The sequence below is a fragment of the Acetobacterium wieringae genome, from assembly GCF_001766835.1.
In the GTDB taxonomy this organism is placed as follows: Bacteria; Bacillota; Clostridia; order Eubacteriales; family Eubacteriaceae; genus Acetobacterium; species Acetobacterium wieringae.
This window is the reverse complement of the sequence record NZ_LKEU01000037.1, coordinates 54,325-75,112: the sequence shown is the minus strand read 5'-3', so window position 1 is coordinate 75,112 and position 20,788 is coordinate 54,325. Positions and strand designations below refer to the sequence as shown.

19 protein-coding genes are annotated in these 20,788 nt (G+C 44.1%); 8 read left to right on the top strand and 11 right to left on the bottom strand.

Translation table 11 applies throughout. The features are described from left to right. Positions 1-17 precede the first annotated feature (17 nt). The 3 genes from tsaD to groL all read left to right on the top strand — a co-directional run bounded on the left by tsaD (position 18) and on the right by groL (position 3,214). Complete coding sequence (gene tsaD, locus ACWI_RS14065) at positions 18-1,031, top strand: tRNA (adenosine(37)-N6)-threonylcarbamoyltransferase complex transferase subunit TsaD (protein WP_070372073.1); 1,014 nt, start codon at positions 18-20, stop codon at positions 1,029-1,031. Between the two features lie 236 nt (positions 1,032-1,267). Further along, positions 1,268-1,552, top strand: a complete 285-nt coding sequence (groES, locus tag ACWI_RS14060) for a co-chaperone GroES (RefSeq protein ID WP_070372072.1) — start codon at positions 1,268-1,270, stop codon at positions 1,550-1,552. Positions 1,553-1,582: 30 nt separating this feature from the next. Further along, positions 1,583-3,214 (top strand): chaperonin GroEL, encoded by a 1,632-nt coding sequence (gene groL / locus ACWI_RS14055; RefSeq protein ID WP_070372071.1) that lies wholly within the window; start codon positions 1,583-1,585, stop codon positions 3,212-3,214. Between the two features lie 101 nt (positions 3,215-3,315). On the opposite strand, the gene ACWI_RS14050 is transcribed toward groL, so the two are convergent. Together ACWI_RS14050 and ACWI_RS14045 are read right to left on the bottom strand one after the other, a co-directional pair. Beyond that, on the bottom strand, positions 3,316-3,549 hold the full coding sequence (locus ACWI_RS14050) for a hypothetical protein (RefSeq protein WP_070372070.1): 234 nt from the start codon (positions 3,547-3,549) through the stop codon (positions 3,316-3,318). 41 nt (positions 3,550-3,590) lie between these two features. Beyond that, the gene (locus ACWI_RS14045; RefSeq protein ID WP_070372069.1) at positions 3,591-5,519 is read right to left on the bottom strand and encodes an ABC-F family ATP-binding cassette domain-containing protein; all 1,929 of its coding nucleotides are present in this window, start codon (positions 5,517-5,519) and stop codon (positions 3,591-3,593) included. Positions 5,520-5,667: 148 nt separating this feature from the next. On the opposite strand from ACWI_RS14045, the gene ACWI_RS14040 reads away from it, so the two are divergent. Then, on the top strand, positions 5,668-6,297 hold the full coding sequence (locus tag ACWI_RS14040; protein ID WP_070372068.1) for a redox-sensing transcriptional repressor Rex: 630 nt from the start codon (positions 5,668-5,670) through the stop codon (positions 6,295-6,297). A gap of 176 nt (positions 6,298-6,473) precedes the next feature. On the opposite strand, the gene ACWI_RS14035 is transcribed toward ACWI_RS14040, so the two are convergent. From ACWI_RS14035 to ACWI_RS14020, 4 genes are all read right to left on the bottom strand, one after another. Next, positions 6,474-6,854 (bottom strand): helix-turn-helix domain-containing protein, encoded by a 381-nt coding sequence (locus ACWI_RS14035; protein ID WP_026394608.1) that lies wholly within the window; start codon positions 6,852-6,854, stop codon positions 6,474-6,476. A gap of 129 nt (positions 6,855-6,983) precedes the next feature. After that, positions 6,984-7,817, bottom strand: coding sequence for an FMN-binding protein (locus tag ACWI_RS14030; RefSeq protein WP_207648658.1), 834 nt, complete (start codon positions 7,815-7,817; stop codon positions 6,984-6,986). Between the two features lie 23 nt (positions 7,818-7,840). Beyond that, complete coding sequence (locus ACWI_RS14025; RefSeq protein WP_070372066.1) at positions 7,841-9,463, bottom strand: putative manganese-dependent inorganic diphosphatase; 1,623 nt, start codon at positions 9,461-9,463, stop codon at positions 7,841-7,843. A 16-nt stretch (positions 9,464-9,479) separates the two neighbouring features. Continuing rightward, the gene (locus ACWI_RS14020) at positions 9,480-10,418 is read right to left on the bottom strand and encodes an alpha/beta fold hydrolase (protein WP_070372065.1); all 939 of its coding nucleotides are present in this window, start codon (positions 10,416-10,418) and stop codon (positions 9,480-9,482) included. Between the two features lie 191 nt (positions 10,419-10,609). On the opposite strand from ACWI_RS14020, the gene ACWI_RS14015 reads away from it, so the two are divergent. Together ACWI_RS14015 and holA are read left to right on the top strand one after the other, a co-directional pair. Further along, entirely contained in the window at positions 10,610-13,030 is a 2,421-nt protein-coding gene (locus tag ACWI_RS14015; RefSeq protein WP_070372064.1) for a DNA internalization-related competence protein ComEC/Rec2, read from the top strand. A gap of 58 nt (positions 13,031-13,088) precedes the next feature. Continuing rightward, the gene (gene holA / locus ACWI_RS14010; RefSeq protein WP_070372063.1) at positions 13,089-14,105 is read left to right on the top strand and encodes a DNA polymerase III subunit delta; all 1,017 of its coding nucleotides are present in this window, start codon (positions 13,089-13,091) and stop codon (positions 14,103-14,105) included. Positions 14,106-14,327: 222 nt separating this feature from the next. Here the strand turns inward: holA and rpsT are convergent, their stop codons facing one another. After that, positions 14,328-14,594 (bottom strand): 30S ribosomal protein S20, encoded by a 267-nt coding sequence (gene rpsT / locus ACWI_RS14005; RefSeq protein WP_070372062.1) that lies wholly within the window; start codon positions 14,592-14,594, stop codon positions 14,328-14,330. A gap of 176 nt (positions 14,595-14,770) precedes the next feature. Here rpsT and lepA point away from each other — a divergent pair, with 176 nt between their 5' ends. Then, positions 14,771-16,576 (top strand): translation elongation factor 4, encoded by a 1,806-nt coding sequence (lepA, locus tag ACWI_RS14000; protein WP_070372183.1) that lies wholly within the window; start codon positions 14,771-14,773, stop codon positions 16,574-16,576. 62 nt (positions 16,577-16,638) lie between these two features. On the opposite strand, the gene lsrF is transcribed toward lepA, so the two are convergent. The 4 genes from lsrF to ACWI_RS13980 are packed head-to-tail and all read right to left on the bottom strand — an operon-like array spanning position 16,639 to position 19,535. After that, positions 16,639-17,517, bottom strand: a complete 879-nt coding sequence (gene lsrF, locus ACWI_RS13995) for a 3-hydroxy-5-phosphonooxypentane-2,4-dione thiolase (protein WP_070372061.1) — start codon at positions 17,515-17,517, stop codon at positions 16,639-16,641. A 2-nt stretch (positions 17,518-17,519) separates the two neighbouring features. Further along, on the bottom strand, positions 17,520-18,518 hold the full coding sequence (locus ACWI_RS13990; protein ID WP_070372060.1) for a dihydroxyacetone kinase subunit DhaK: 999 nt from the start codon (positions 18,516-18,518) through the stop codon (positions 17,520-17,522). A 43-nt stretch (positions 18,519-18,561) separates the two neighbouring features. Beyond that, on the bottom strand, positions 18,562-18,882 hold the full coding sequence (locus tag ACWI_RS13985; RefSeq protein WP_070372059.1) for a VOC family protein: 321 nt from the start codon (positions 18,880-18,882) through the stop codon (positions 18,562-18,564). 26 nt (positions 18,883-18,908) lie between these two features. After that, a complete protein-coding gene (locus tag ACWI_RS13980; protein WP_070372058.1) occupies positions 18,909-19,535 on the bottom strand; it encodes a DAK2 domain-containing protein in 627 nt (208 codons plus the stop codon). A 206-nt stretch (positions 19,536-19,741) separates the two neighbouring features. Here ACWI_RS13980 and ACWI_RS13975 point away from each other — a divergent pair, with 206 nt between their 5' ends. Next, on the top strand, positions 19,742-20,665 hold the full coding sequence (locus ACWI_RS13975) for a sugar-binding transcriptional regulator (protein WP_070372057.1): 924 nt from the start codon (positions 19,742-19,744) through the stop codon (positions 20,663-20,665). Positions 20,666-20,788 lie beyond the last annotated feature (123 nt).

Below are 20,788 nucleotides of genomic sequence, written 5' to 3'. Positions count from 1 at the left end.
TTCTAATCGAGGTAAACATGAAAATTCTTAGTATTGAGACATCCTGTGACGAAACATCCGTGGCCATTGTTGAAGATGGCCGGAACATATTGAGCAACCGGATTTATTCCCAGATTGATATTCATCAGAAATATGGGGGCGTGGTACCAGAGATTGCCTCCCGCAACCATGTCACCAAACTGCCCTACATTATCGACGAAGCCCTGGCAGAAAGTAAACTATCTCTGGCCGAGGTGGACGCCATTGCCGTGACCAACGGTCCCGGTCTGGTGGGAGCGCTGCTGATTGGGCTCTCCACAGCCAAAGCAATGGCTTACAGTCTCGGAAAACCGTTAATCGGGGTACACCATATTGAAGGCCATATTGCCGCTAATTTTTTGCAGTTTCCGGAGCTTGCACCGCCATTTTTGACATTGGTGGTATCCGGCGGCCACAGTCATCTGGTCCTGGTGGAAGATTATCAGACCTTCAAGGTACTGGGGCGAACCATCGATGATGCGGCCGGAGAAGCCTTTGACAAAATTTCCCGGGTTTTGGGCTTGGGATATCCCGGCGGTCCGGCCATTGATGCTGCGGCCAAAAATGGCAACCCCGAGGCGATCGCTTTTCCCAGGGTGATGCTGGATAAAACTGAGTATAATTTTAGCTTCAGCGGTTTGAAATCGGCGGTGCTCAATTACCTCAACGGCAAGAAAATGAAAAATGAAGCGGTCAATCCCGATGATGTGGCCGCATCGTTTCAGCTGGCCGTTATTGAAGTACTGGTCAGTAAAACCATTGCCTGCGCTAACAGCATTGGGATTAAGACCATCTGTATGGCGGGCGGGGTGTCCTGTAATTCGTTGCTGCGAAAAATGATGGGACAGGCAGCCGCTGATGCGGGCATGACCTTGTACTATCCCGATCCCATTCTCTGCACCGATAACGCTGCCATGATTGGTTCGATGGCTTATTATAATTATATTAATGGGGAAGAAAGCGACCTGAGTCTCAATGGCATTCCGGGTTTAAAAATCGGAACCCGTCAATAAAGGCAGACAGGAAATACGGCCTGACGATAAAAGGGTAAACACGTTTATATAAAGAGAAGTGTACCCTCTTTAAAAATTAAAACAATCTTAAAAAAAATTAAGATGAACGAAAAGGGAAAAAATACTTGCAATCAACCTGCAAATCATTTAAAATACTATTAGCACTCAAGATGAATGAGTGCTAATAAATGAAATAAAAGGTACAGCGTACCCAATATAATCAAATGGAGGAAAAAATGAGTTTAAGACCTTTAGGTGACAAAGTAGTAATTAAAGTTAAAGCTGAAGAAGTAAAAACTGTTGGTGGAATTGTTTTACCAGGATCAGCCCAGGAAAAACCACAGCAGGGTAAAGTAGTGGCTGTCGGAACTGGCGAAATTATCGATGGTAAAAAAGTGCCATTGGATGTTAAGGTAGATGATGAAGTTATCTATTCCAAATATTCCGGCAATGAAGTAAAAATTGGCGATGAAGAGTTTTTAATCATCCGTCAGGCTGATATTTTAGCAATTGTAGAATAATAAAATTTAGAAAAACAGGAGGAAAATAATATGGCTAAAGAGATTAAATTTCGTGAAGACGCCAGAGCATCTCTGATCACTGGTGTAGATAAATTAGCAAATACCGTTAAGGTGACATTAGGACCAAAAGGAAGAAATGTTATTTTAGCTAAATCATACGGTTCTCCAACCATCACAAATGATGGGGTAACCATTGCCAAAGAAATTGAACTGGAAGATGCCTTTGAAAACATGGGTGCGCAGCTGGTTAAAGAAGTCGCTACTAAAACAAACGACGTCGCAGGGGACGGAACAACCACAGCTACTTTATTGGCTCAGGCAATTGTTCGTGAAGGTAACCGCAATGTTGTTGCTGGTGCAAACCCAATGGTTCTTAAAAAAGGGATTGAAAAAGCAGTTGCGACTGTTGTCGAAGAATTAAAAGCAAACAGTAAAAAAATTGAAAGCAAAGAAGCAATCGCTCAGGTTGCATCCATTTCGGCAGCCGATGCCGAAATTGGAAAACTGATTTCCGAAGCTATGGACAAAGTCGGTGATGACGGCGTTATCACCGTTGAAGAAGGCAAAGGAATGGGTACTGAACTGGAATTTACCGAAGGGATGCAATTCGACCGGGGCTACTTATCAGCTTATATGGTCACTGACACCGAAAAAATGGTTGCCATCCTGGATAATCCCTATATCTTAATCACCGACAAAAAAATCTCCAACATCCAGGAAATTTTACCAGTTTTAGAACAAATTGTTCAAACCGGCAGCAAGCTGTTAATCATTGCTGAAGATGTAGAAGGAGAAGCTCTGGCAACATTGGTTGTTAATAAATTACGGGGAACCTTTAACTGTGTCGCAGTAAAAGCTCCTGGCTTTGGCGATCGTCGTAAAGCAATGCTGGCTGATATTGCCGCATTAACTGGTGGAGAAGTGATCTCGGACGAATTAGGCTTAGAATTAAAAACCACAACCATTGAACAATTAGGCCGTGCCCGTCAGGTAAAAGTTGACAAAGAAGATACCATTATTGTTGAAGGTAGCGGAAATAAAGAGGCTGTTGAAGAACGAATCCGTCAGATCAAAGCGCAGATTCCAGAAACTTCTTCCGAATATGATAAAGAAAAACTTCAGGAACGTTTGGCTAAATTATCCGGCGGCGTAGCAGTTATCCAAGTTGGTGCAGCCACTGAAACTGAACTGAAAGAAATCAAATACCGTATCGAAGATGCATTAAATGCGACTCGGGCAGCGGTTGAAGAAGGCGTTGTATCCGGTGGCGGTACCGCTTATATTAATGCGATTCCAAAGGTTGACGCTTTAATTGAAACCCTGGAAGGCGACGAAAAAACCGGCGCTGGTATCATCCGTCGGGCGATTGAAGAACCAATGCGACAAATTGCTGAAAATGCTGGTCTTGAAGGATCGGTTATTGTTTCACAAATGGCGGGGAAAGCTGTTGGCGTTGGCTATGATGCTTCTAAAGGCGAATTTGTTGATATGTTCAAAGCGGGCATTATTGACCCGACCAAGGTTACCCGTTCAGCGATTCAAAATGCCGCCAGTGTTTCGGCAATGTTCTTAACCACTGAAGTAGCGGTTGCTGATCTTCCAAGCGAAGATGCCGGTATGGGCGGAATGCCAGGTGGCATGGGCGGAATGCCAATGATGTAAGCCTCCGGCTGCATCAGTAGATAAACTAAAATAATTAATATAAGCAACCAAAAAGGCAGTCTCTCGCGAGGCTGCCTTTTTAATTGCGGTTTTAGAAGCATTTAGTCGACATTGTAGGGGATCCCGGCGAATAGCACTTCCATCTCCGGTTGTTCCAGCTCTGCCAGTTTGATAATGAGACCATTGATTAAAGTGATCAGGGCTTGGGCATCGGGAGATTCATCATCGATCGGTTTGGCAGCATAAAGGGCAACCAGCATGGTGTTGCGGGTGGTTCCTTTCACTTCTTTAAACAGGGTATTTAATACCTTTTTTTCATTTTTAGTCAGTTCCATTTCTTCCTCCAATAATATATTATTGCTTTATTAAACGATTGTTACTCGGTTTCCAGAGCCAGTAAGGCGACTTCCCAGGAATCCGTTAACTCAGATAATTGCTGTTTGAGTGCTTCATAGGACAGATTGATATCAGCTGCCAAAGCCAGGTTATCATAGAAATCCGGAGCACACATGGCAGTTTCAATGGATTCGATTTTCTGTTCAGTCACTAGTATGGTTTCTTCAATTTCCTTAACCTGCTTCTTCAAGAGCCGAATACGGGCTTCTTCTTCTTTTTGCTTTTTGCGATCCGTTCGCTGCTGTGTTTTGGTTACAATTGTTTTATTCTCTTCGGCCAGAACAGCTGCCCGGGCGGAAGCATCCGCCTTTTGTTTTAAATAGTCATCATAGTTGCCCAGATGGATTTCCATCCCATCAGCTGAGAACTGGTAGATCTGGGTTGAAATTCGATTTAAAAAATACCGGTCATGGGAGATAAACAGTAAGGTGCCCTCATATTGGCTCAAGGCATTTTCAAGGATTTCTTTGGTGTCCATGTCAATGTGATTGGTCGGCTCATCCATCAATAAGAAGTTGGACTGAGAAATCATCAAGCGGGCCAACAGCAACCGGGCCTTTTCACCGCCAGATAGGGTGCCAATCGGTTTAAAGACCTCATCGCCGACAAATAAAAAGGCCGCCAGGATATTGCGCAATTCGCCTTCAGTCAGTTTCGAATCGACATCCCACAGGGCTTCCAGCAGATTTTCATTGTAGAATTGCTTCAGAGCCTGATGTTCCTGATCGAAATAACCGATATGGACCTTCTGACCCAGTCGGATTTCGCCGGCATCGGCGGCCAACTTTTTCTGCAAAATGCGAAAAAGGGTTGTTTTTCCGGCACCATTGGGTCCAATGATGCCGATTTTATCACCGCGATGAATTTCAAAATTCATATTCTGAAAAAGCAGACGATCGCCAAAGGATTTTTTAATCCCTGTCACCGCCAAAACGTCATTGCCGCTTTTAACCCGGGGGACAAAGCTGAAATGGCTGTTATGAGCAGTTTCGACCTTGTCGAGCAACTCAATCTTACTGAGGGCTTTTTCCCGGCTTGAAGCCCGTTTTGAGCTTTTGATGGAGTTATAAGCCCGGAACCGGTCGATGACTTCCTGCTGGTGTTTGATTTCTTTAAGTTGTTGTTGATACTGATGATTTTGTTCCATCATATCCTGTCGCTTTTTTAGTGCATACTGGGTATAATTGCCTTGATATTCTTTGATGTTTTTCTGGGATACTTCGATAATTGAAGTACAGACTTTATCGATAAAATAGCGGTCATGGGACACGATGACAAAAGTACCGGGGTAATTCTTCAGATATTGTTCCAACCACTGCAGGGCATCGATATCGAGGTAGTTGGTGGGCTCATCCAATAAGAGCAGTTCCGGTTCCTGAAGTAGGATCTGGCCCAACGTAGCACGGGTTTTTTCACCGCCGCTAAGCATCGAGAAGGCTTTAGTTTGATCTTCGGGCTTAAAACCGAGGCCATTGATGACACCCCGAATTCGGCTGGGGTATTCATAACCGTGTTGTTCGGCAAAACTTTCTTGCAATTCCCCAAACTCCAGCATCAGTTTTTCCTGCTCTGCCCCGGTGCTGTCGGCAATGGCAGCGCCAATTTGTTTGATTCGCTTTTCCATGTCAATCAGCGGTTTAAATACATCAGTGAGCATTTCGAGTAGGGTTGTGTTCTCGGCAATAGTGGACTCCTGAGATAAATAGCTGATGGTTAGTCCGTTTTTTTTGCTGATTCGTCCGGTATCAGGGATCAGTTCGCCAGTAATCAGCTTAAGCAGCGTCGATTTTCCGGTACCATTGCGGCCGACCAGACCGATTTGTTTTTTTTCATTAATGGATAGATTAAGATTATTAAAAATTTCATGAATGCCATAACTAAAATGCAAATTTTCGATATTGATTAACATTATTTCACCTGTTTTCGTTTTTGTTCAGTTATTTGAGTTCACTTTTACTATTCTATCAAAAAAAACGGCAAATTAAAATGAATAATTTGACGTAATTGGTTCATATTGATATAATTAGTTGACTATCCGAAAGAAAGGAGAAGTAATCATGCATCGCTTCTCAAAAAAAGTATCAATGACCGTCGTAAAACGGTTACCGAAATATTATCAATATTTAAGTGATTTACAACTCAATGATATCGAAAAAATATCATCCCGGGAATTAGCAAGTCTGATGGGCCTGACAGCTTCTCAAATTAGACAGGATTTGAATTCTTTCGGGGGGTATGGACAACAGGGGTACGGCTATAATGTGGGAGAATTAAAGGAGGCTATCAAGGAAATTTTGGGTCTTGATAGTGAATATAATTGTATTATCATTGGTGGCGGGAATATGGGTCATGCCATCGCAAACTACGAACGATTTAAGCGGGAAGGTGTGATTTTAAAAGGCGTCTTCGATGTTGATCCATTGACTGTAGGTACAGTCGTTGGCAGTGTAGTAGTAAAACATATGGATGAACTTGATGAATTTGTCAAAGCGAATGAAATTGACATCGCCATTTTGTGTGTGCCCCGGGAAGTCGGTCAGAAAGTTGCAACCCAGATTACAGAACTGGGTGTGAAAGGTATCCTCAATTTTAGCCCATTGGATTTGGATGTTCCCAGTGATGTAGTGGTTGAGAATGTTAACATTACAGATAGTTTATTCACGTTAACTTATCTGCTGGGTGAGTAAAAGATTAGTTGTAGAGTATGGGAAGAGTTTGATTTTCTTTAATCAGGCTCTTTATATTTTGTTCAAAAAAGAAAACACAACTGCGGATATATCGGTGAATTAAAAAAGAAACACTTTCTTTGTGTTTCTTTTGTTTTATAACAAGTTATTTAAACATGATTTTCGTAGTTTTTGATTTACTTCCCACTGGAGCTCTTAAAATTAATAAAATCCAGAACCTCTTGCTTATAGCTTTCCGGGAAAGAGAAGTACGAAGAAAAAGAATCCACTTCTTCGTTGGAAAAAACGTAAGATTTCAAAAATTCTTCACATGTCATCGGTTTCGGGTTGCTTGGTAAAAGCTTTGGCTGATCGGTTCTACATAATAAATAGTCCACAGAAACTTCAAAGAAATCTGCAATTTTTATCAGTAATTGGTTTTCAGGTAAGTTTTTATCTTTTTCATACTTGGAGATAGAGCTTTTATTTAGATAGAAAAGATTGGCAAAATTCTCCTGTGTTAATCGTTTTGAAATCCGCAACGCTTTTAATCGGCTGCCAAAAGTATTGTTTTCCATTTTTTCACCTTCTTTCAGTTTAGAATTGTTGGCATAAATGCACTGCCTATAGCGTAATTATACCACGTCTTTAACATTTGTCAAGATTTACGGTTGAATTAAAGGAATAAATCTTAAAGGGATAAAGCATCAAAAAGGCGCTCTTGCTTCTCTTAAGAGTCGTAGACATTCTCCGTATTTGACTTTTTCTGGAGATGCTTCATTGGCTGGAAATGGACTTTCCAGAGACTGACTGCTAAGAGCAGTCTTCGTTATTGTGTCAAATAATGCATTAAAGTCCGTATTGGCAGGAGGATCAGTTGATTTGCGTTTTGATTTTCCGTCTTCGGTTATAATTTCATCGTAACTCAGAGAGACCAGCGTTGATCCGTTAAAGGTTGCCTGAAGAAATCCCTGATAGCCATCATGGTCGGGGTTGCTGGTGATTGAATAAGTATCGAGGGTGTCAATTTTTATTGGTTCATGATCACCTTTGCTGGCCAGATCCAGAATTGCCTTGGACAAACTGATAAATTTTTCGGATGTTTGTGTCGCACCGGATATAGCGTCAGTTTCATCAGGATTTTGCGACATCAGCAATTCGCTATAAAGGCGGAGATAGAGAGCACTTAAATTTGCCACAGCCAGATTGGGCCAGGTTTTGTCAGAACCCTCGACAGACAGGCGATCAGACTTGTTTTTGTCGATTTCGTTTAAGGTTACCCGTGTAATTAGGCCGTTTTTTATTAAAATGTTCAATTGTTGGCCATAGCCCCGAGTGTCATAATATTTTGTGCTTGCGGAATACTGACCATCGATCAGGGCGCCAGAAATATCTGCCGAAAAAATTGAACCAGTTGCGGGATCATTGATCAGTTCTTTTTCAACGCAGCCAGTCAATAAAAGCGATAGCAAACCTGAGACCAGAAAGATAATCACCAGTCGAAGTCCGATATATTTTTTGGATTCATTTTTTTGCATCATTTTCACCAAAATCTGGATTTGTTTTAAAAAGAGGAGGCGTTCATCAGCGGCGGCACAATCTGTTTTTTTCGGGAAAAAACACCATTCATGTATTTGCTGAATTCACCGGGTTGAAAGCCAAAAGCCAGCTGGGCGAGATTTTTAGCTTCACCGGCGATGATTAGTTCGGAGCCCCCTAATATAATGTCGGTAACCATTAAAATAGCCAGATCCAGGCTTTCTTCTGCACACAATTTATTCATTTCCTGCAGAACCCCATCCAGTTTGTCAAAGATACCCCGGAAATCTCCAGTATTGATTTGTGAAACCCCAATTTTATAGGCTCCCATGGTGAATAGCTTCCGATCGGTGGAGATAATTTCAAAGGGGTGCATTTCTTTTAAATTACTGCCAGCCACTAACATTTTTTCGCCGTAACTCTTAACATCGAGATTCAAAATTTTCCCTAATTCCAGGGCAATAACCCGGTCTTCTTCAGTGCAGGTGGGAGAATTAAAAAGCAGCGTATCCGAGATAATTGCGCTGAGCATCAGTCCGGCCATATCTTTGGGGATGGCAACCTGATGCTCATGGTACATTTTGGCGACAATGGTGGCGGTGCAGCCAACTGGTTCAATTCGCAGATACAGTGGTGTAGCAGTTTGGATTTCAGCGACCCGATGATGGTCAATCACTTCAATGATTTCAGCTTCTTCAACGCCAACGATCGACTGGTTGCGTTCGTTGTGGTCGACCAGAATCACTTTTTTCCGGCTAAAGTCAATCAGGTTGCTACGGGAAATGGTTGAAAGAACCCTTCCGTCGACATCCACCACGGGGAAACGCTCATGATCTGAGGTTAGCATGTTTTTTTTGACATCATCGATGGTTTCGTAAGTCATGAAATATTCCAGATGGTGTTTCTGGTAATATTTTTTGATCGGAATTCCCTGACAGAGTAACCGGATGACTTCGAAGGGACCAAAGGCGACAATCAATACGGCCCCCTGGTAATTTTTGGGAATATCAAAAACGATATCTGGAGATGCATTGGAAACAATAATAATTCCGGCACCAGTGGCAAAGGCCCGGTTGAGATAGATATCCTGTGAAACGGTAACTAAAATGTCTCGACTGCTTAAGGTTTGACCATCCTCGATTTCGGTAATGGTATAAACATCGCCCCGCACTAGTTCGGATTTGATTGAGCCATAAACCTGAGCTTCAAGTAAATCAATGATGTTATCCAGTGGGGTTTCGCTGTCCCGCAGCAGCGATTTTGAAAAAGCATCGGTGTAGGCGGGAATAATATCGGACAGGGAAACCATCCCAATGAGCTGCTCTTCATCGCTGATTACAGGTAAGGAGCGGCCAGGATGATCAATAATCTGGCCCATGGTTTTTGAAACGGAGTCTTTTTCATAGGCCATCGAAAAATCAGTCAGCACCAGGTCTGAAACCTGGGGTTTGACATCTTTGATCAGTTCGGGTAAGCTGACGCCAAAGGTATCGAGAACAAACTGGGTTTCCTTATTAACGGGGCCCAGCCGGGCGGGAAAGACCAGAGTATGTCCCAGGGTTTGTTTTAAATGAGCATAGGCAATGGCTGAACAGATGGAATCGGTATCCGGATTGCGGTGTCCGAAGACATATATTTTTGGGGTCATCGGTGGATCTCCTTATTTATTTAGATAATGAATGCGTATTTAAAAATCGTAGGATATCTTTATAGACTAATTCTCGTTTATCTTCGTTTAGAATTTCATGTCGCATCAGCGGATAGAGAATCGACTCGACGTTTGCGACACCGAGTTTTCTTAGCTGCTGAGTTAGCTGCATTACTTCTTTGCCCATGCCACTAACGGGGTCATCCCGGCCAGCTAAAAAAAGCAAGGGAAATTCGCTGGGAATTTTTTTGAGATTCGACGTTTTGGTGGTGTAATCAAGACCATAAAATAAATCTCGGTAAAACCCGGCACTACAGGTAAAACCACAGAGATCATCGCTTAAATAGGCATCGACGTTGGATTTACTCAGGGAGATCCAATCATATTCAGTTCGGTTGGGTTTAAACTTTTTATTATAGCTACCAAAGGATAGCTTGGATAATAGTTTGGAGGGGGTGGTTTCACCATTTTTGCGGATCTCCCGGCGGGCAATGATGCTGGCGGTTTTGCGCATTAAGTTGTTGATACCGACAGTTGTGCCAATGATGATTGCCCCTTCATATAATTCTGAATAATCAATGATGGTTGTGCGGGTAACCACCGACCCCATACTATGACCAGTGATAAACAGCGGCAGTTCTGGATAGGCTTCTTTAAGCGCACCAGAAATTTCTTTGACATCGGAAACAACCCGCTCCCAGCCGTTGCCACTGGAAAAAAAGCCCAGGTTACCAGCGTCTTTGCCGGTTTGGCCATGGCCCCTTTGATCGTGGGTCACTGCCAGGTAGTGATTGCGAAATAAAAAATTCATTAACTCATGATAGCGTTGGGCATGTTCAGCCATGCCATGAACAATCTGAACAATACCCTTTGGTTTTGCGGGGCAGGGGGTTTCGTAATAGGTCAGTTTGACCTCATCAGATGCATAAAAACCATTGGTTGTTAAATCAATCATTTGCGGTCCCCTCTTTCATTTGGTCTTCTTAAATCTATTGTCACATTATAAACAAAATATCTTAAAAAAAACAGGTTTCCCGTACTAAAAAAGCGGTAATCAGTGTATAATTGAGATAATATCATGGGATAAGGGGTATTGACAATGAAATTAACGGTACTGAGCACGAATAGACGACTCAGCCAGAATCAATGAAACGACCGTTATTATGGGGCTTTTTTACCCTGAGCCTGGGCATTATTGGGGTTTTTGACCACTGGCCAGTGTGGTTGTTGCTTGGCGCAGCTGTTTTGCTGGCAATAATGCCGTTTTTGCTTAAAGATACCAAAATAAGCCAGGTGGCATTTGTTCTTGGCTTGTTCGGTTTTGGGGTAGTTTTGGGCTCCGGAGCCTTCCCGGAGACGGATATTCTAGGCAGCTTTTATGAACGGGAGGTATCCCTGATCGGAGTCGTTAATGATTATCCGATTCGCACCGAAAATCGGTTAATGATCAATCTGACAGCTCGTGAAATAGTAGATGCTGGCGATGAAAACAATCGTTTTAACAAGACTGCTGGGATCAGAGCAACCGTCTACTATCAAAGTGATGAAGATAACGCAGAGGAGCATGTTTCATTAACGACCAACGAAGAGCCGCAATTCGATCTGGCACCTGGAGATCTGGTGTTAATGAAGGGAAAATTATCTCAACCATCAGGTCAAAGAAACCCAGGCGGATTTGATTATGGACTCTATCTTAAAGCCCTGTCAATTGAGGGATTGCTGACGGTTAAACCGGAAAATATCCGCCAAATTGGTCATCAAGTGCGTCTGTATGATCGAATCTTGGGTATTAAACACCACCTGGAACACCAGGCGGAGCTCAATTTTTCAAACGATGTGGCAGATTTGCTCAAGGGCGTTGTTTTTGGTGAGAAAAATATCAATGAGGAACTTGGTCAGAGCTTTCAGGACGCTGGAGTGACCCATGTTTTATCGGTTTCCGGACTCCATGTGGGCTATGTGTTCTTGATGATTTCTTCTCTGCTGTTCATTTTGAAGATTAAAAAGCAGTACTGGATTTTATTTTTAGTTCCTGCTTTGTTATTTTATGTTGCCCTCACCGGTTTTGCGGCACCGGTGATCCGAGCTGCCATCATGCTTCTTTGTCTCACTGGCGGCCAGAGACTGCACCGAGAGCGGGATGCCCTGAATCAGCTGTGTTTGGCGGGAATAATAATTCTTTTTATCTGGCCTGCCCAGCTTTTTCAGGCCGGGTTTCAACTTTCCATGGGTGCAATGTTGGGGATCATTCTTTTTTATCTCCCGTTGTTGTATGCTTATGAAAAACACCGAAATAAAAAACGGGTTAACCCAAAAATCAAAGCGGGACCGGTGATTCAAGGTCTGGTGCTGACTTTTTGCGCCACGGTGGGAACCCTGCCGATTGTGCTTTACCACTTTAAGAGCTTTACACTGATGAGTTTCTTGTCTAATTTGCTGGTGGTGCCGCTGGTTGGTGCGTTTTTGTTGGTGGGGATGGTTTTTTTGGCAATCGTTGCGATTGTTCCCGGGTTAGCCCCCATCATATCAGTGCCGATCGAATTTTTAGGGGAATCCATCGTAGTGGTGCTCAAAGGAATTAATGATCTGGGAAATGCCGTAAATTTTGTGAGAATCAGTCGGGGCGGATTATCCCTGGCTGAAATGGCACTGGCGTTGTTGCTGGTCTTTCTGTTTTCCGGCTATTTTTATCTCCGGCAACCCTATGTTCGAAATACAGTGTTAAGTTTTGCACTGGTGTTGGTGCTGATTGTGGCAGCAGCACCGCTGTTGCCCAGAAATCTGGTCGTTACTGTTTTGGATGTGGGTCAGGGCGACAGCATTTTAATTGAGACTCCGGGTGGTCAGAATTATCTGGTTGATGGGGGCGGCTATCTTTTTGAACGAAGCAATCGGGTCGCAGATCGGGTACTCTACCCGGTTCTTTATGCTAAAAACATCAGGGGACTGGATGCCATCTTTTTAACGCATAACCATGTTGATCATAGTCAGGGGGTTGAAGAATTGATCTTTGACGGTTATCCGGTCGAGAATCTCTTTATGAGTGTCCAGACCAACAATGACGAACTTCTCAATCAACAGCTGGTTCCAGTGTCCTTATTAAAAAAAGGATCAGTGGTAAAAGGGCGTGACGGCGTAACCATTACGGTGTATAATCCAGACGGTTCGATCCGTCCGGTAGCAGATGAAGAGCAGAATAACGCGTCGCTGGTGATGGCTCTTTCCTATCAAAATTTTAATCTATTATTGTGTGGAGATGTAGAAACCGAGGTCGAAAAACAGTTGATTGCCGAATTGCAGGCCGAAAGCGATGAACGGGACTTTCAAGTGATCAAAATTCCTCACCATGGCAGTAAAACCTCATCTTCGCTGGCTTTTTTACAGGTGGTGGAGCCGGAAACTGCAGTGATTTCAGTGGGTGCCAATAATTCCTTTAATCATCCCAGTGATGAAGTAATGAATCGTTTGGAGGAAGAAGCTATCGCAGCACTGCGAACCGATCAAAAGGGCGCTGTGGAAATTACCAGCAATGGTGAATTCATTCGCATTAAAAGCTATGTAAATTAAAAAGTTTAAAACAATTATAAAAAAAGCAAAACTCAACCTAAATTATTGGAGAAACAATGTGAATTACAAAGAACTTAATAAAAGCTTAAAAAATAAAGAAATCAGTTCAGTCTATCTGTTTACCGGTCCAGAACAGTACATTGGCCATATGATGGAAAAAACACTGATCGGTACAGAATTGGCCAAGGGCTTGGAACCCTTGAATTTGACCACCTATAGCGATAAAAATTTGGATGTCTCGGAATTGTTGGCTACCTGTGAAACACTGCCGATGATGAGCAGTAAGCGGATGGTGATTGTCCGGGAAGAGGCCCAGTTGGATAAGATTTCCGATAAAAAGGATTTGGATCGGATCGCAGCCTACCTGGAAAAACCCTGTCCATCGACGCTCTTAATTATCTACTGGGAACAACCGGACAAGCGTAAAAAACTGTACAAAAGTTTGATCAAGACAGGTACCCTGGTTGTGTTTGAAAAACTGGATGCCAGCGACCTTAAGGCCTGGATTACCCGGCGGGTTAAAAATGCCAATAAAAAAATCAGTCGCAGTGAATTGGAGCTGTTTATTCAGCGTTCGATGTATTTGATGAATGAGAAAAAAACCATGGAGATGGTCGACAATGAACTCAACAGTCTGATTGACTATACCGGGGATCGCAATGAAATCACCAAAGAAGATATCCTGCTGATCTTACCGCAGTCGATTGAAGAGGGGATTTTCAAATTGATTGACTATGCCGTCAGCGGGCAAAAAGATCAAGCCCTGCTGATGTTGAATCACTTTTATCTGGAAGGGGAATCCCCTTTTGGTGTCTTTAGTCTATTGCTTCGGCAAATTCGGATGCTGCTGATGGTTAAAATATACAGTGCCCGGGGATTGCCGGCCAAAACAGTGGCGACAGAAATGAAGTTGGCCCCATTTATTGTCAATAAGCTGTTAAAAAACGGAAAAAATTATCCAATCGACAATTTATGGGAAATTATGCTACTTGGAGCAGACCTTGATGCTCAGATGAAACTGGGGGAAATCGATCAAAATTTTGCCCTGGAATTATTTTTAATGAAGATTGGATAAAACCCAAACGCCTCGTACCGATGCGTTGGCGTATTAAAAGGAAAGATGAGTACCACCAATACTCCCTTGGTCGTTGGTGGTAGGGTAGGATTGCAATAAGCGCTTGTTTTGCACCGACAGGAAGTTTGGTTGTTTTTAAACAATAAAAAAGATGTACCTGAGTAAGTACATCTTTGGATAGACCCTAGAGACACGGGTTTTGGGAATATATAAATGAGGTAATTAAGCAGTCATCTTGTTTAAGATTCTAGCCAAAGTACTTTTTTTACGCGCTGCTGTGTTTTTATGTAAAACACCTTTTGTAACAGCCATATCAAATTTCTTTGTTGCTAAACGAAAAGCTTCCTGCGCTGCTTCGACGTTACCTTCAGTAACTGCAAGTTCAAATTTCTTCACGGTTGTCTTAAGATTAGTTTTCACCATCTTGTTTCGCAGACGACTGATTTCATTTGTTTTAGCTCGTTTCATAGCCGATTTAATGTTAGCCATGGGTTCACCCCCCTCATTTATTTATAACATAGCAATTCTAACACATTTACAGTGACTTATCAAGAAAAAACGTGACAAAAAAAATATTTCTTGATAGAATATTGATCTAGGTATAAAAACAGGAATTAAAACATAATTTAACCATTGATATAGATTTGAAAGGTGAGGACAAAAAATTGACAAACAAACAAAAACATACCCGAAATTTTTCGATTATTGCCCATATTGATCATGGCAAGTCAACGCTGGCGGATCGGCTGATTGAAGACACCGGGCTGATGAGCAAACGGGACATGGAAGAACAGTTTCTGGATAATATGGATATTGAGCGGGAGCGGGGCATCACCATCAAGCTGCAGGCTGTCCGCTTGCTGTATACTGCTGATGATGGCGAAGAGTATATTTTAAACCTGATTGATACTCCTGGTCATGTGGATTTCACCTACGAGGTGTCCCGTAGTCTGGCTGCCTGTGAAGGGGCATTGCTGATTGTCGACGGTTCCCAGGGCATTGAAGCCCAAACCATTGCCAATGTTTATCTGGCCATGGAGAATAATCTGGAGGTCATCCCGGTTATCAATAAGATCGACCTGCTCAGTGCTGACCCGCAGCGGGTCAAGGACGAGATTGAGCATGTGATAGGCATTGAAGCTCAGGATGCGCCGCTGATTTCGGCCAAAGCCGGGCTCAACATCCGGGAAGTGCTGGAGGCGATTGTCAAAAAAGTACCGCCACCTGATGGTGATGTGGATGCACCGTTGCAAGCGCTGATTTTTGACTCTTATTATGATCAGTATCTGGGGGTGATTGCTTCGGTACGGGTCGTCCAGGGGAAAATCCGCAAAGGCATGAAAATTGATATGATGGCTGTCGGTAAAAGCTTTGAAGTTAATGAGGTTGGCGTCTTTGGAAAAGGTCTGTTTCCCATGGATGAGCTTTGTGCTGGTGATGTTGGTTATGTCAACGCCGGGATTAAAAATGTCCGGGACACCCGGGTAGGGGATACCATCACCGAAACTAATAATCGGGCCAAGGAACCCTTGCCGGGTTACAAAAAAGTAACCTCCATGGTTTTCTGTGGAATTTATCCGGCTGACGGCTCCCGTTATGAAGATTTAAAAGAGGCCCTGGCTAAGCTACAGCTTAACGATGCCTCACTGCTTTATGAGGCCGAAACCTCAATGGCTCTTGGGTTTGGCTTTCGTTGCGGATTCCTCGGATTGCTGCATATGGAAATTATCCAGGAACGACTGGAACGGGAATTCAATCTGGATCTGGTGACGACGGCCCCCAGTGTTATTTACAAAGTCATCAAAACCGACGGTACTGAGTTATGGGTGGATAATCCCACCAACCTGCCCAATCCGGTTGAGATTAAAACCATGGAAGAACCGATTGTCAATGCTGACATCATGGTGCCCTCTGAATACCTGGGGGCGATTATGGAATTGTGTCAGGAACGTCGGGGTGTTTATCTGACTATGGATTATGTCGAAGAAAACCGGGTGATCCTGAAATATGAACTGCCCCTGAATGAAATCATTTATGATTTCTTTGATGCCCTGAAATCCCGAACCCGGGGCTATGCTTCTTTTGACTATGACATCAAGGAATATCGGCCCTCGGATCTGGTTAAACTTGACATTCTGTTAAATGGGGAACTGGTGGATGCCCTGTCCTTTATTGTCCATCGGGATAAGGCAGCAAACCGGGGACGGGGGATTGCCAAAAAATTAAAAGAAGAAATCCCCCGACAGATGTTTGAAATTCCGGTTCAGGCAGCCATTGGCACCAAGGTGGTGGCCCGGGAAACGATTCGGGCGATGCGAAAAGATGTTTTGGCCAAGTGCTATGGCGGCGACATCAGTCGAAAACGAAAACTGCTGGAAAAACAAAAAGAAGGTAAGAAGCGGATGCGTCAGGTTGGTAACGTGGAAGTACCCCAGGAAGCCTTTATGGCGGTTCTTAAACTGGATTCCTGATTTAATGAAAGAAAAACCGGATTGGATGAAGAGCTCGTCCAATCCGATTTTTTATATTTTTGTCAACGGGAAGAAAGATCACGATAGTATTCAAAGGCTTCGGCGCCAGTGAACTTTTCGTGAACAACCTTGCGGATGCTCTGAATCATTGCCACCGGGTTGGCGGCCTGGAAGACATTTCGGCCCATATCCACCCCAGCAGCGCCTTTTTGAAGGGCTTGGTAGGTGATTTCAAGAGCTTCCTGCTCAGGAACCTTTTTGCCACCAGCAATGACAATCGGTACCGGACAGGCAGCAGTCACTTCTTCAAAATTATCGCAGTAGTAGACTTTGACAATCTGAACCCCGAATTCTGCCAGCATCCGGGTGGCCAGGGAAAAGTATTTGGTAGTGCGTTCCATCTCTTTGCCCACCGCCACGACGCCCAGGGTCGGGATGCCATAACGGTTGCCAGCATCGACAGTTCTGATGATGTTTTCAATGCTCTGGCATTCGTGTTCCGACCCGATAAAGGCTTGAATCGCCATACAGGTGGCGTTCATCCGAATCGCATCTTCGATATTGACGCCGATGATTTCTTTACTCATATCTTCTTTGAGCACTGAACTACCAGCGGAACAGCGCAGGGCAATTGCTTTGTTATGATCCGGTCGGATACAGGTACGCAGGGCTCCCCGGGTGGCCATCAGCACGTCCGCATAGTCCTGTAGAGGGGGGATGGCCAGGTCCATTCGCTCCAATCCCTGAGTGGGGCCCATGATATAGCCATGATCGAAGGCCAGCATGACGGTATGACTGCTGACAGGATCAAAAATTTTTGATAGCCGGGTTTTCATCCCCCAGTCGACATCGTCCATCCCTTTAACGTGGAAACTCCGTTTTTCCATGGGGTGGTCAAAACCAAAATCTTTGGCCTTTTTGATTGAATCCTGATCTGCCATAGTTATCGACTCAAATAAGGCGTTTTAGCCGGAGCTTCCCAAAAGGCAAGTTTTTCCGGATCCATCCGGGCAAAGAAAAGCTGGAAACCGGCCTGTTCCTGAACCGTTAAAACCTCTTCAACCCAGCTGGCCACAATCTTGATACCTTTTTCGCTGAGGTATTTGTGAACCCGTCGGAAGACCAGTAGCATTTCCATGATGGTGGTGGCGCCGGTACCGTTAACGATCACCATCACCTCTTCTCCCGCTTTCAGATCGAGATCGTTAAGGAGGGCATCGGCCATGATCACCGCAGTTTCATCAGCGCTGGCCATTTTTTGGCGACCGCCGCCGCCTTCACCATGCTGACCCATCCCAACTTCCATTTCATCCTCGCCGAGATCCGCAAAGGATGCGCCATTTTGTGGATGGGTAGCCGTTTTGCAGGCCACTGCAATGGTCGCCATATTGTCGGCAAAATCCTGAGCCAGAGCCGCCACTTCGGTCAGCGATTTACCCTGTGCGGCAGCGGCGCCACAGATCTTATAAAGAGGCACACAGCCCACCAGACCACGACGGTTGGCGGCGTCAGAGCGGGGGGCATTGGCAATATCTTCCTGGGTGACTACTTTTATAACATTTAGTCCCAGTTTTTCGACCTCTTTCATGGTTCGGTCACCGGCTAGCATATCACCGGCATGGTTTAAGACCACCAACAGCACGCCTTTGCCCTTGTCAGCCAGTTTTAAGGCTTCCACCACGGCTTTATAACCGGGGGCCGCAAAAATATCGCCAACAACCGAGATATCGATCATCCCTTCGCCGACAAAGCCTTCCAGAGCTGGTTCATGACCGGCGCCACCGATGGTGACAATGGTAACCCGATCGGCAGTGGCCAGTCCTTTGTTGATGATCAGGTTGTGGTCAGTCACCTCAAGAATGCTGGGGTTTGCCAGGGCCAGGCCCTCTAATAATTCCGCCGTAATATTATCTGGATTGTTAATAAATTTTTTCATCGTCATGGTTTTTCCCCCTTATTTATTTAAATTTGATGAGTGAGAATGGTTATTTCATTTCCATCAGTTCAAGAACGGTACCGTTAACTTTGACAAAAGCAATATCCAGATGGTCATCAACCGTCATCCGTTCATTTAGAACAGTCGCCTGGTGATCCTTGATAAAAGCATCGATGTTGGGGACTTTATAGGCGATGTGGGTAAAATTAACCACATCCGGATGAAACGGAGTACCCTCTTCAAATCGCAGATACTCAAATTTGAAAGGATTGTTATCCGGTCCGGAGATGTGAACCTTTAAACCCTCGGCATAAAACTCCTCTAAAACCGGTTCCTTAACGGGAACCCCGACGTGCATGATTTCGTACATTTTTTTCTCCCTTCAGATAATAAATATTATACAAAATATCCTGTGGCCAGTCCTTCATAGAAATAGGCGAAGGTGACTGAACCGGGATCTTTATGACCTAAACAGCGGTCGCCAATGTAGCGGGCGCGTCCATATTTTGCCAGCATTCCGGCGGTGTTATCAGAACCGCTTCGGGCTGCCCGGGCAGCTTCTTCCAGCGTTGTTTTCATATCGGTAGTGGAATTGCGGATCACTTCAGTAGCCGGAGCGATGGCATCCATCATCGTTTTATCCCCAATTACTGCCTTCGAAGTTGTGAAGAACTCGTCATAGGCACCAAGTAGAATCTGCCTGATAAAATCATCGGTAGTTGGCGCATCGGATTCAGCAGCTTCTGCCATGCCATAGACAAAAGCTGCAAACAATGGCCCGGCGGAACCACCGCTGACATCTTCCAGGGCATCCGTGAGGGATTCCAGGCCGTCTTTCAGGTTGGTGGTTTCATTCCAGGGCTCAATCTGGTCAAACATCACCTGGGTCAGCTTTTTCATGGTCGTACCATGATCTCCATCGCCCAGAGCACAGTCCAGATCAGTGAGGATATCAACATGATCGGCTATTTCCCGGGCGGCAGTAAGGAGCATCGTTTTGATTTTTAATGGTTCAAGTGGCATTGGTTCACCTCCACAATCGTTTACATCTTCGCCATCAGTATAACAAGTGTCAGGAGGCAAGTCAATCAAAAATAGCATATGTTAGCATTAAAGTAGATAAATATTTAACAAGTAACAAAAAATCGAAATATATTGACATATGATAACTATTGTTATATATTAAACAATATAAAAACTAACATTTGTAAAGAAAGTGAAGCAACGAGATGAAAGAGAAAGAGTTATTGCGACTGATCCAAATTTCAAAGTTATATTATGAAGAGAATAAAACTCAGGCAGAAATCGCCCGGATCATGAATATTTCCCGCCCGTCAGTGAGCAATCTATTAACGAAGGCCAGAAAAGCAGGGGTCGTGAAGATTGATATCATGTCCTATGATCACTCCCAAATGGGCTTGAGTCAGTCACTGTGTCAACGATTCAATCTGAAAACCTGTCATGTAATGGAGTCTGGCGAAGATTTTCACCAAACGGCAGCAAGGGTCTTGATGGAGTATCTTGCTAATGCCAGAGTGTTGGGTTTGGGATGGGGTTATAACATCAATAGAGTGATCGAGGCTTTGCCCCAGGCAAAGACTGGCGAAACCGCCCAGGGTATCGTCTGTCCGCTGATAGGAACAGCAACAGTACCGCATCGCGGTTATCACCCCAATGAATTGTCCACCGACTTGTCTCGTAAGACTGGGTTTCAGGCGGAATACCTGATCAGCCCAGCCTTTCCCACCACCGAACAGGATCAGGAATTGTTTATGAATACCACCAATTATCATACTATTCTTGAGCGGTGGCGAAAAACCGATACCGCTATTATTACCCTGGGCAGTTTTCCCCTGGTACCGGATCATGGAACAGCGCTGCGGTTTGGCAAGAAACTGACGCAAGAGAAAGCGGTCGGGAGTCTGCTGTCTTACTTTTTTAATTTGCAGGGCGAGCGGATCGAAGGGGATGATGATTACGCCATCCAGATTCCCTTACGGCTTTTGGCTCGGATCAAACATGTTATTGGTATTGTTCCGCCGGAGTCCAACACAAGTGCGGTCATCAGCTGCTTGCGAACTGGCTACATCAAACATCTGGTGATTGCTGAGCAAACTGCCAAGGACGTGATCGATCAAAATCAAAGCAATTGATAAGGTCAATTCTAATAGGTTAGTCTTGCAATAATGAGGATTTGTGGGTACAATTTAGTATAGAGATCAATTTTCGAATTTGATTTCAGATAAATTTTGAGAAATGTGTTCTCGATGATCAGA

Coding starts and splice junctions, on each gene's coding strand:
- tsaD (WP_070372073.1), top strand. CDS start 18: ATGAAAATTCTTAGTATTGAGACATCCTGTGACGAAACATCCGTGGCC.
- groES (WP_070372072.1), top strand. CDS start 1,268: ATGAGTTTAAGACCTTTAGGTGACAAAGTAGTAATTAAAGTTAAAGCT.
- groL (WP_070372071.1), top strand. CDS start 1,583: ATGGCTAAAGAGATTAAATTTCGTGAAGACGCCAGAGCATCTCTGATC.
- ACWI_RS14050 (WP_070372070.1), bottom strand. CDS start 3,549: ATGGAACTGACTAAAAATGAAAAAAAGGTATTAAATACCCTGTTTAAA.
- ACWI_RS14045 (WP_070372069.1), bottom strand. CDS start 5,519: ATGTTAATCAATATCGAAAATTTGCATTTTAGTTATGGCATTCATGAA.
- ACWI_RS14040 (WP_070372068.1), top strand. CDS start 5,668: ATGCATCGCTTCTCAAAAAAAGTATCAATGACCGTCGTAAAACGGTTA.
- ACWI_RS14035 (WP_026394608.1), bottom strand. CDS start 6,854: ATGGAAAACAATACTTTTGGCAGCCGATTAAAAGCGTTGCGGATTTCA.
- ACWI_RS14030 (WP_207648658.1), bottom strand. CDS start 7,817: ATGATGCAAAAAAATGAATCCAAAAAATATATCGGACTTCGACTGGTG.
- ACWI_RS14025 (WP_070372066.1), bottom strand. CDS start 9,463: ATGACCCCAAAAATATATGTCTTCGGACACCGCAATCCGGATACCGAT.
- ACWI_RS14020 (WP_070372065.1), bottom strand. CDS start 10,418: ATGATTGATTTAACAACCAATGGTTTTTATGCATCTGATGAGGTCAAA.
- ACWI_RS14015 (WP_070372064.1), top strand. CDS start 10,610: ATGAAACGACCGTTATTATGGGGCTTTTTTACCCTGAGCCTGGGCATT.
- rpsT (WP_070372062.1), bottom strand. CDS start 14,594: ATGGCTAACATTAAATCGGCTATGAAACGAGCTAAAACAAATGAAATC.
- lsrF (WP_070372061.1), bottom strand. CDS start 17,517: ATGGCAGATCAGGATTCAATCAAAAAGGCCAAAGATTTTGGTTTTGAC.
- ACWI_RS13990 (WP_070372060.1), bottom strand. CDS start 18,518: ATGACGATGAAAAAATTTATTAACAATCCAGATAATATTACGGCGGAA.
- ACWI_RS13985 (WP_070372059.1), bottom strand. CDS start 18,882: ATGTACGAAATCATGCACGTCGGGGTTCCCGTTAAGGAACCGGTTTTA.
- ACWI_RS13980 (WP_070372058.1), bottom strand. CDS start 19,535: ATGCCACTTGAACCATTAAAAATCAAAACGATGCTCCTTACTGCCGCC.
- ACWI_RS13975 (WP_070372057.1), top strand. CDS start 19,742: ATGAAAGAGAAAGAGTTATTGCGACTGATCCAAATTTCAAAGTTATAT.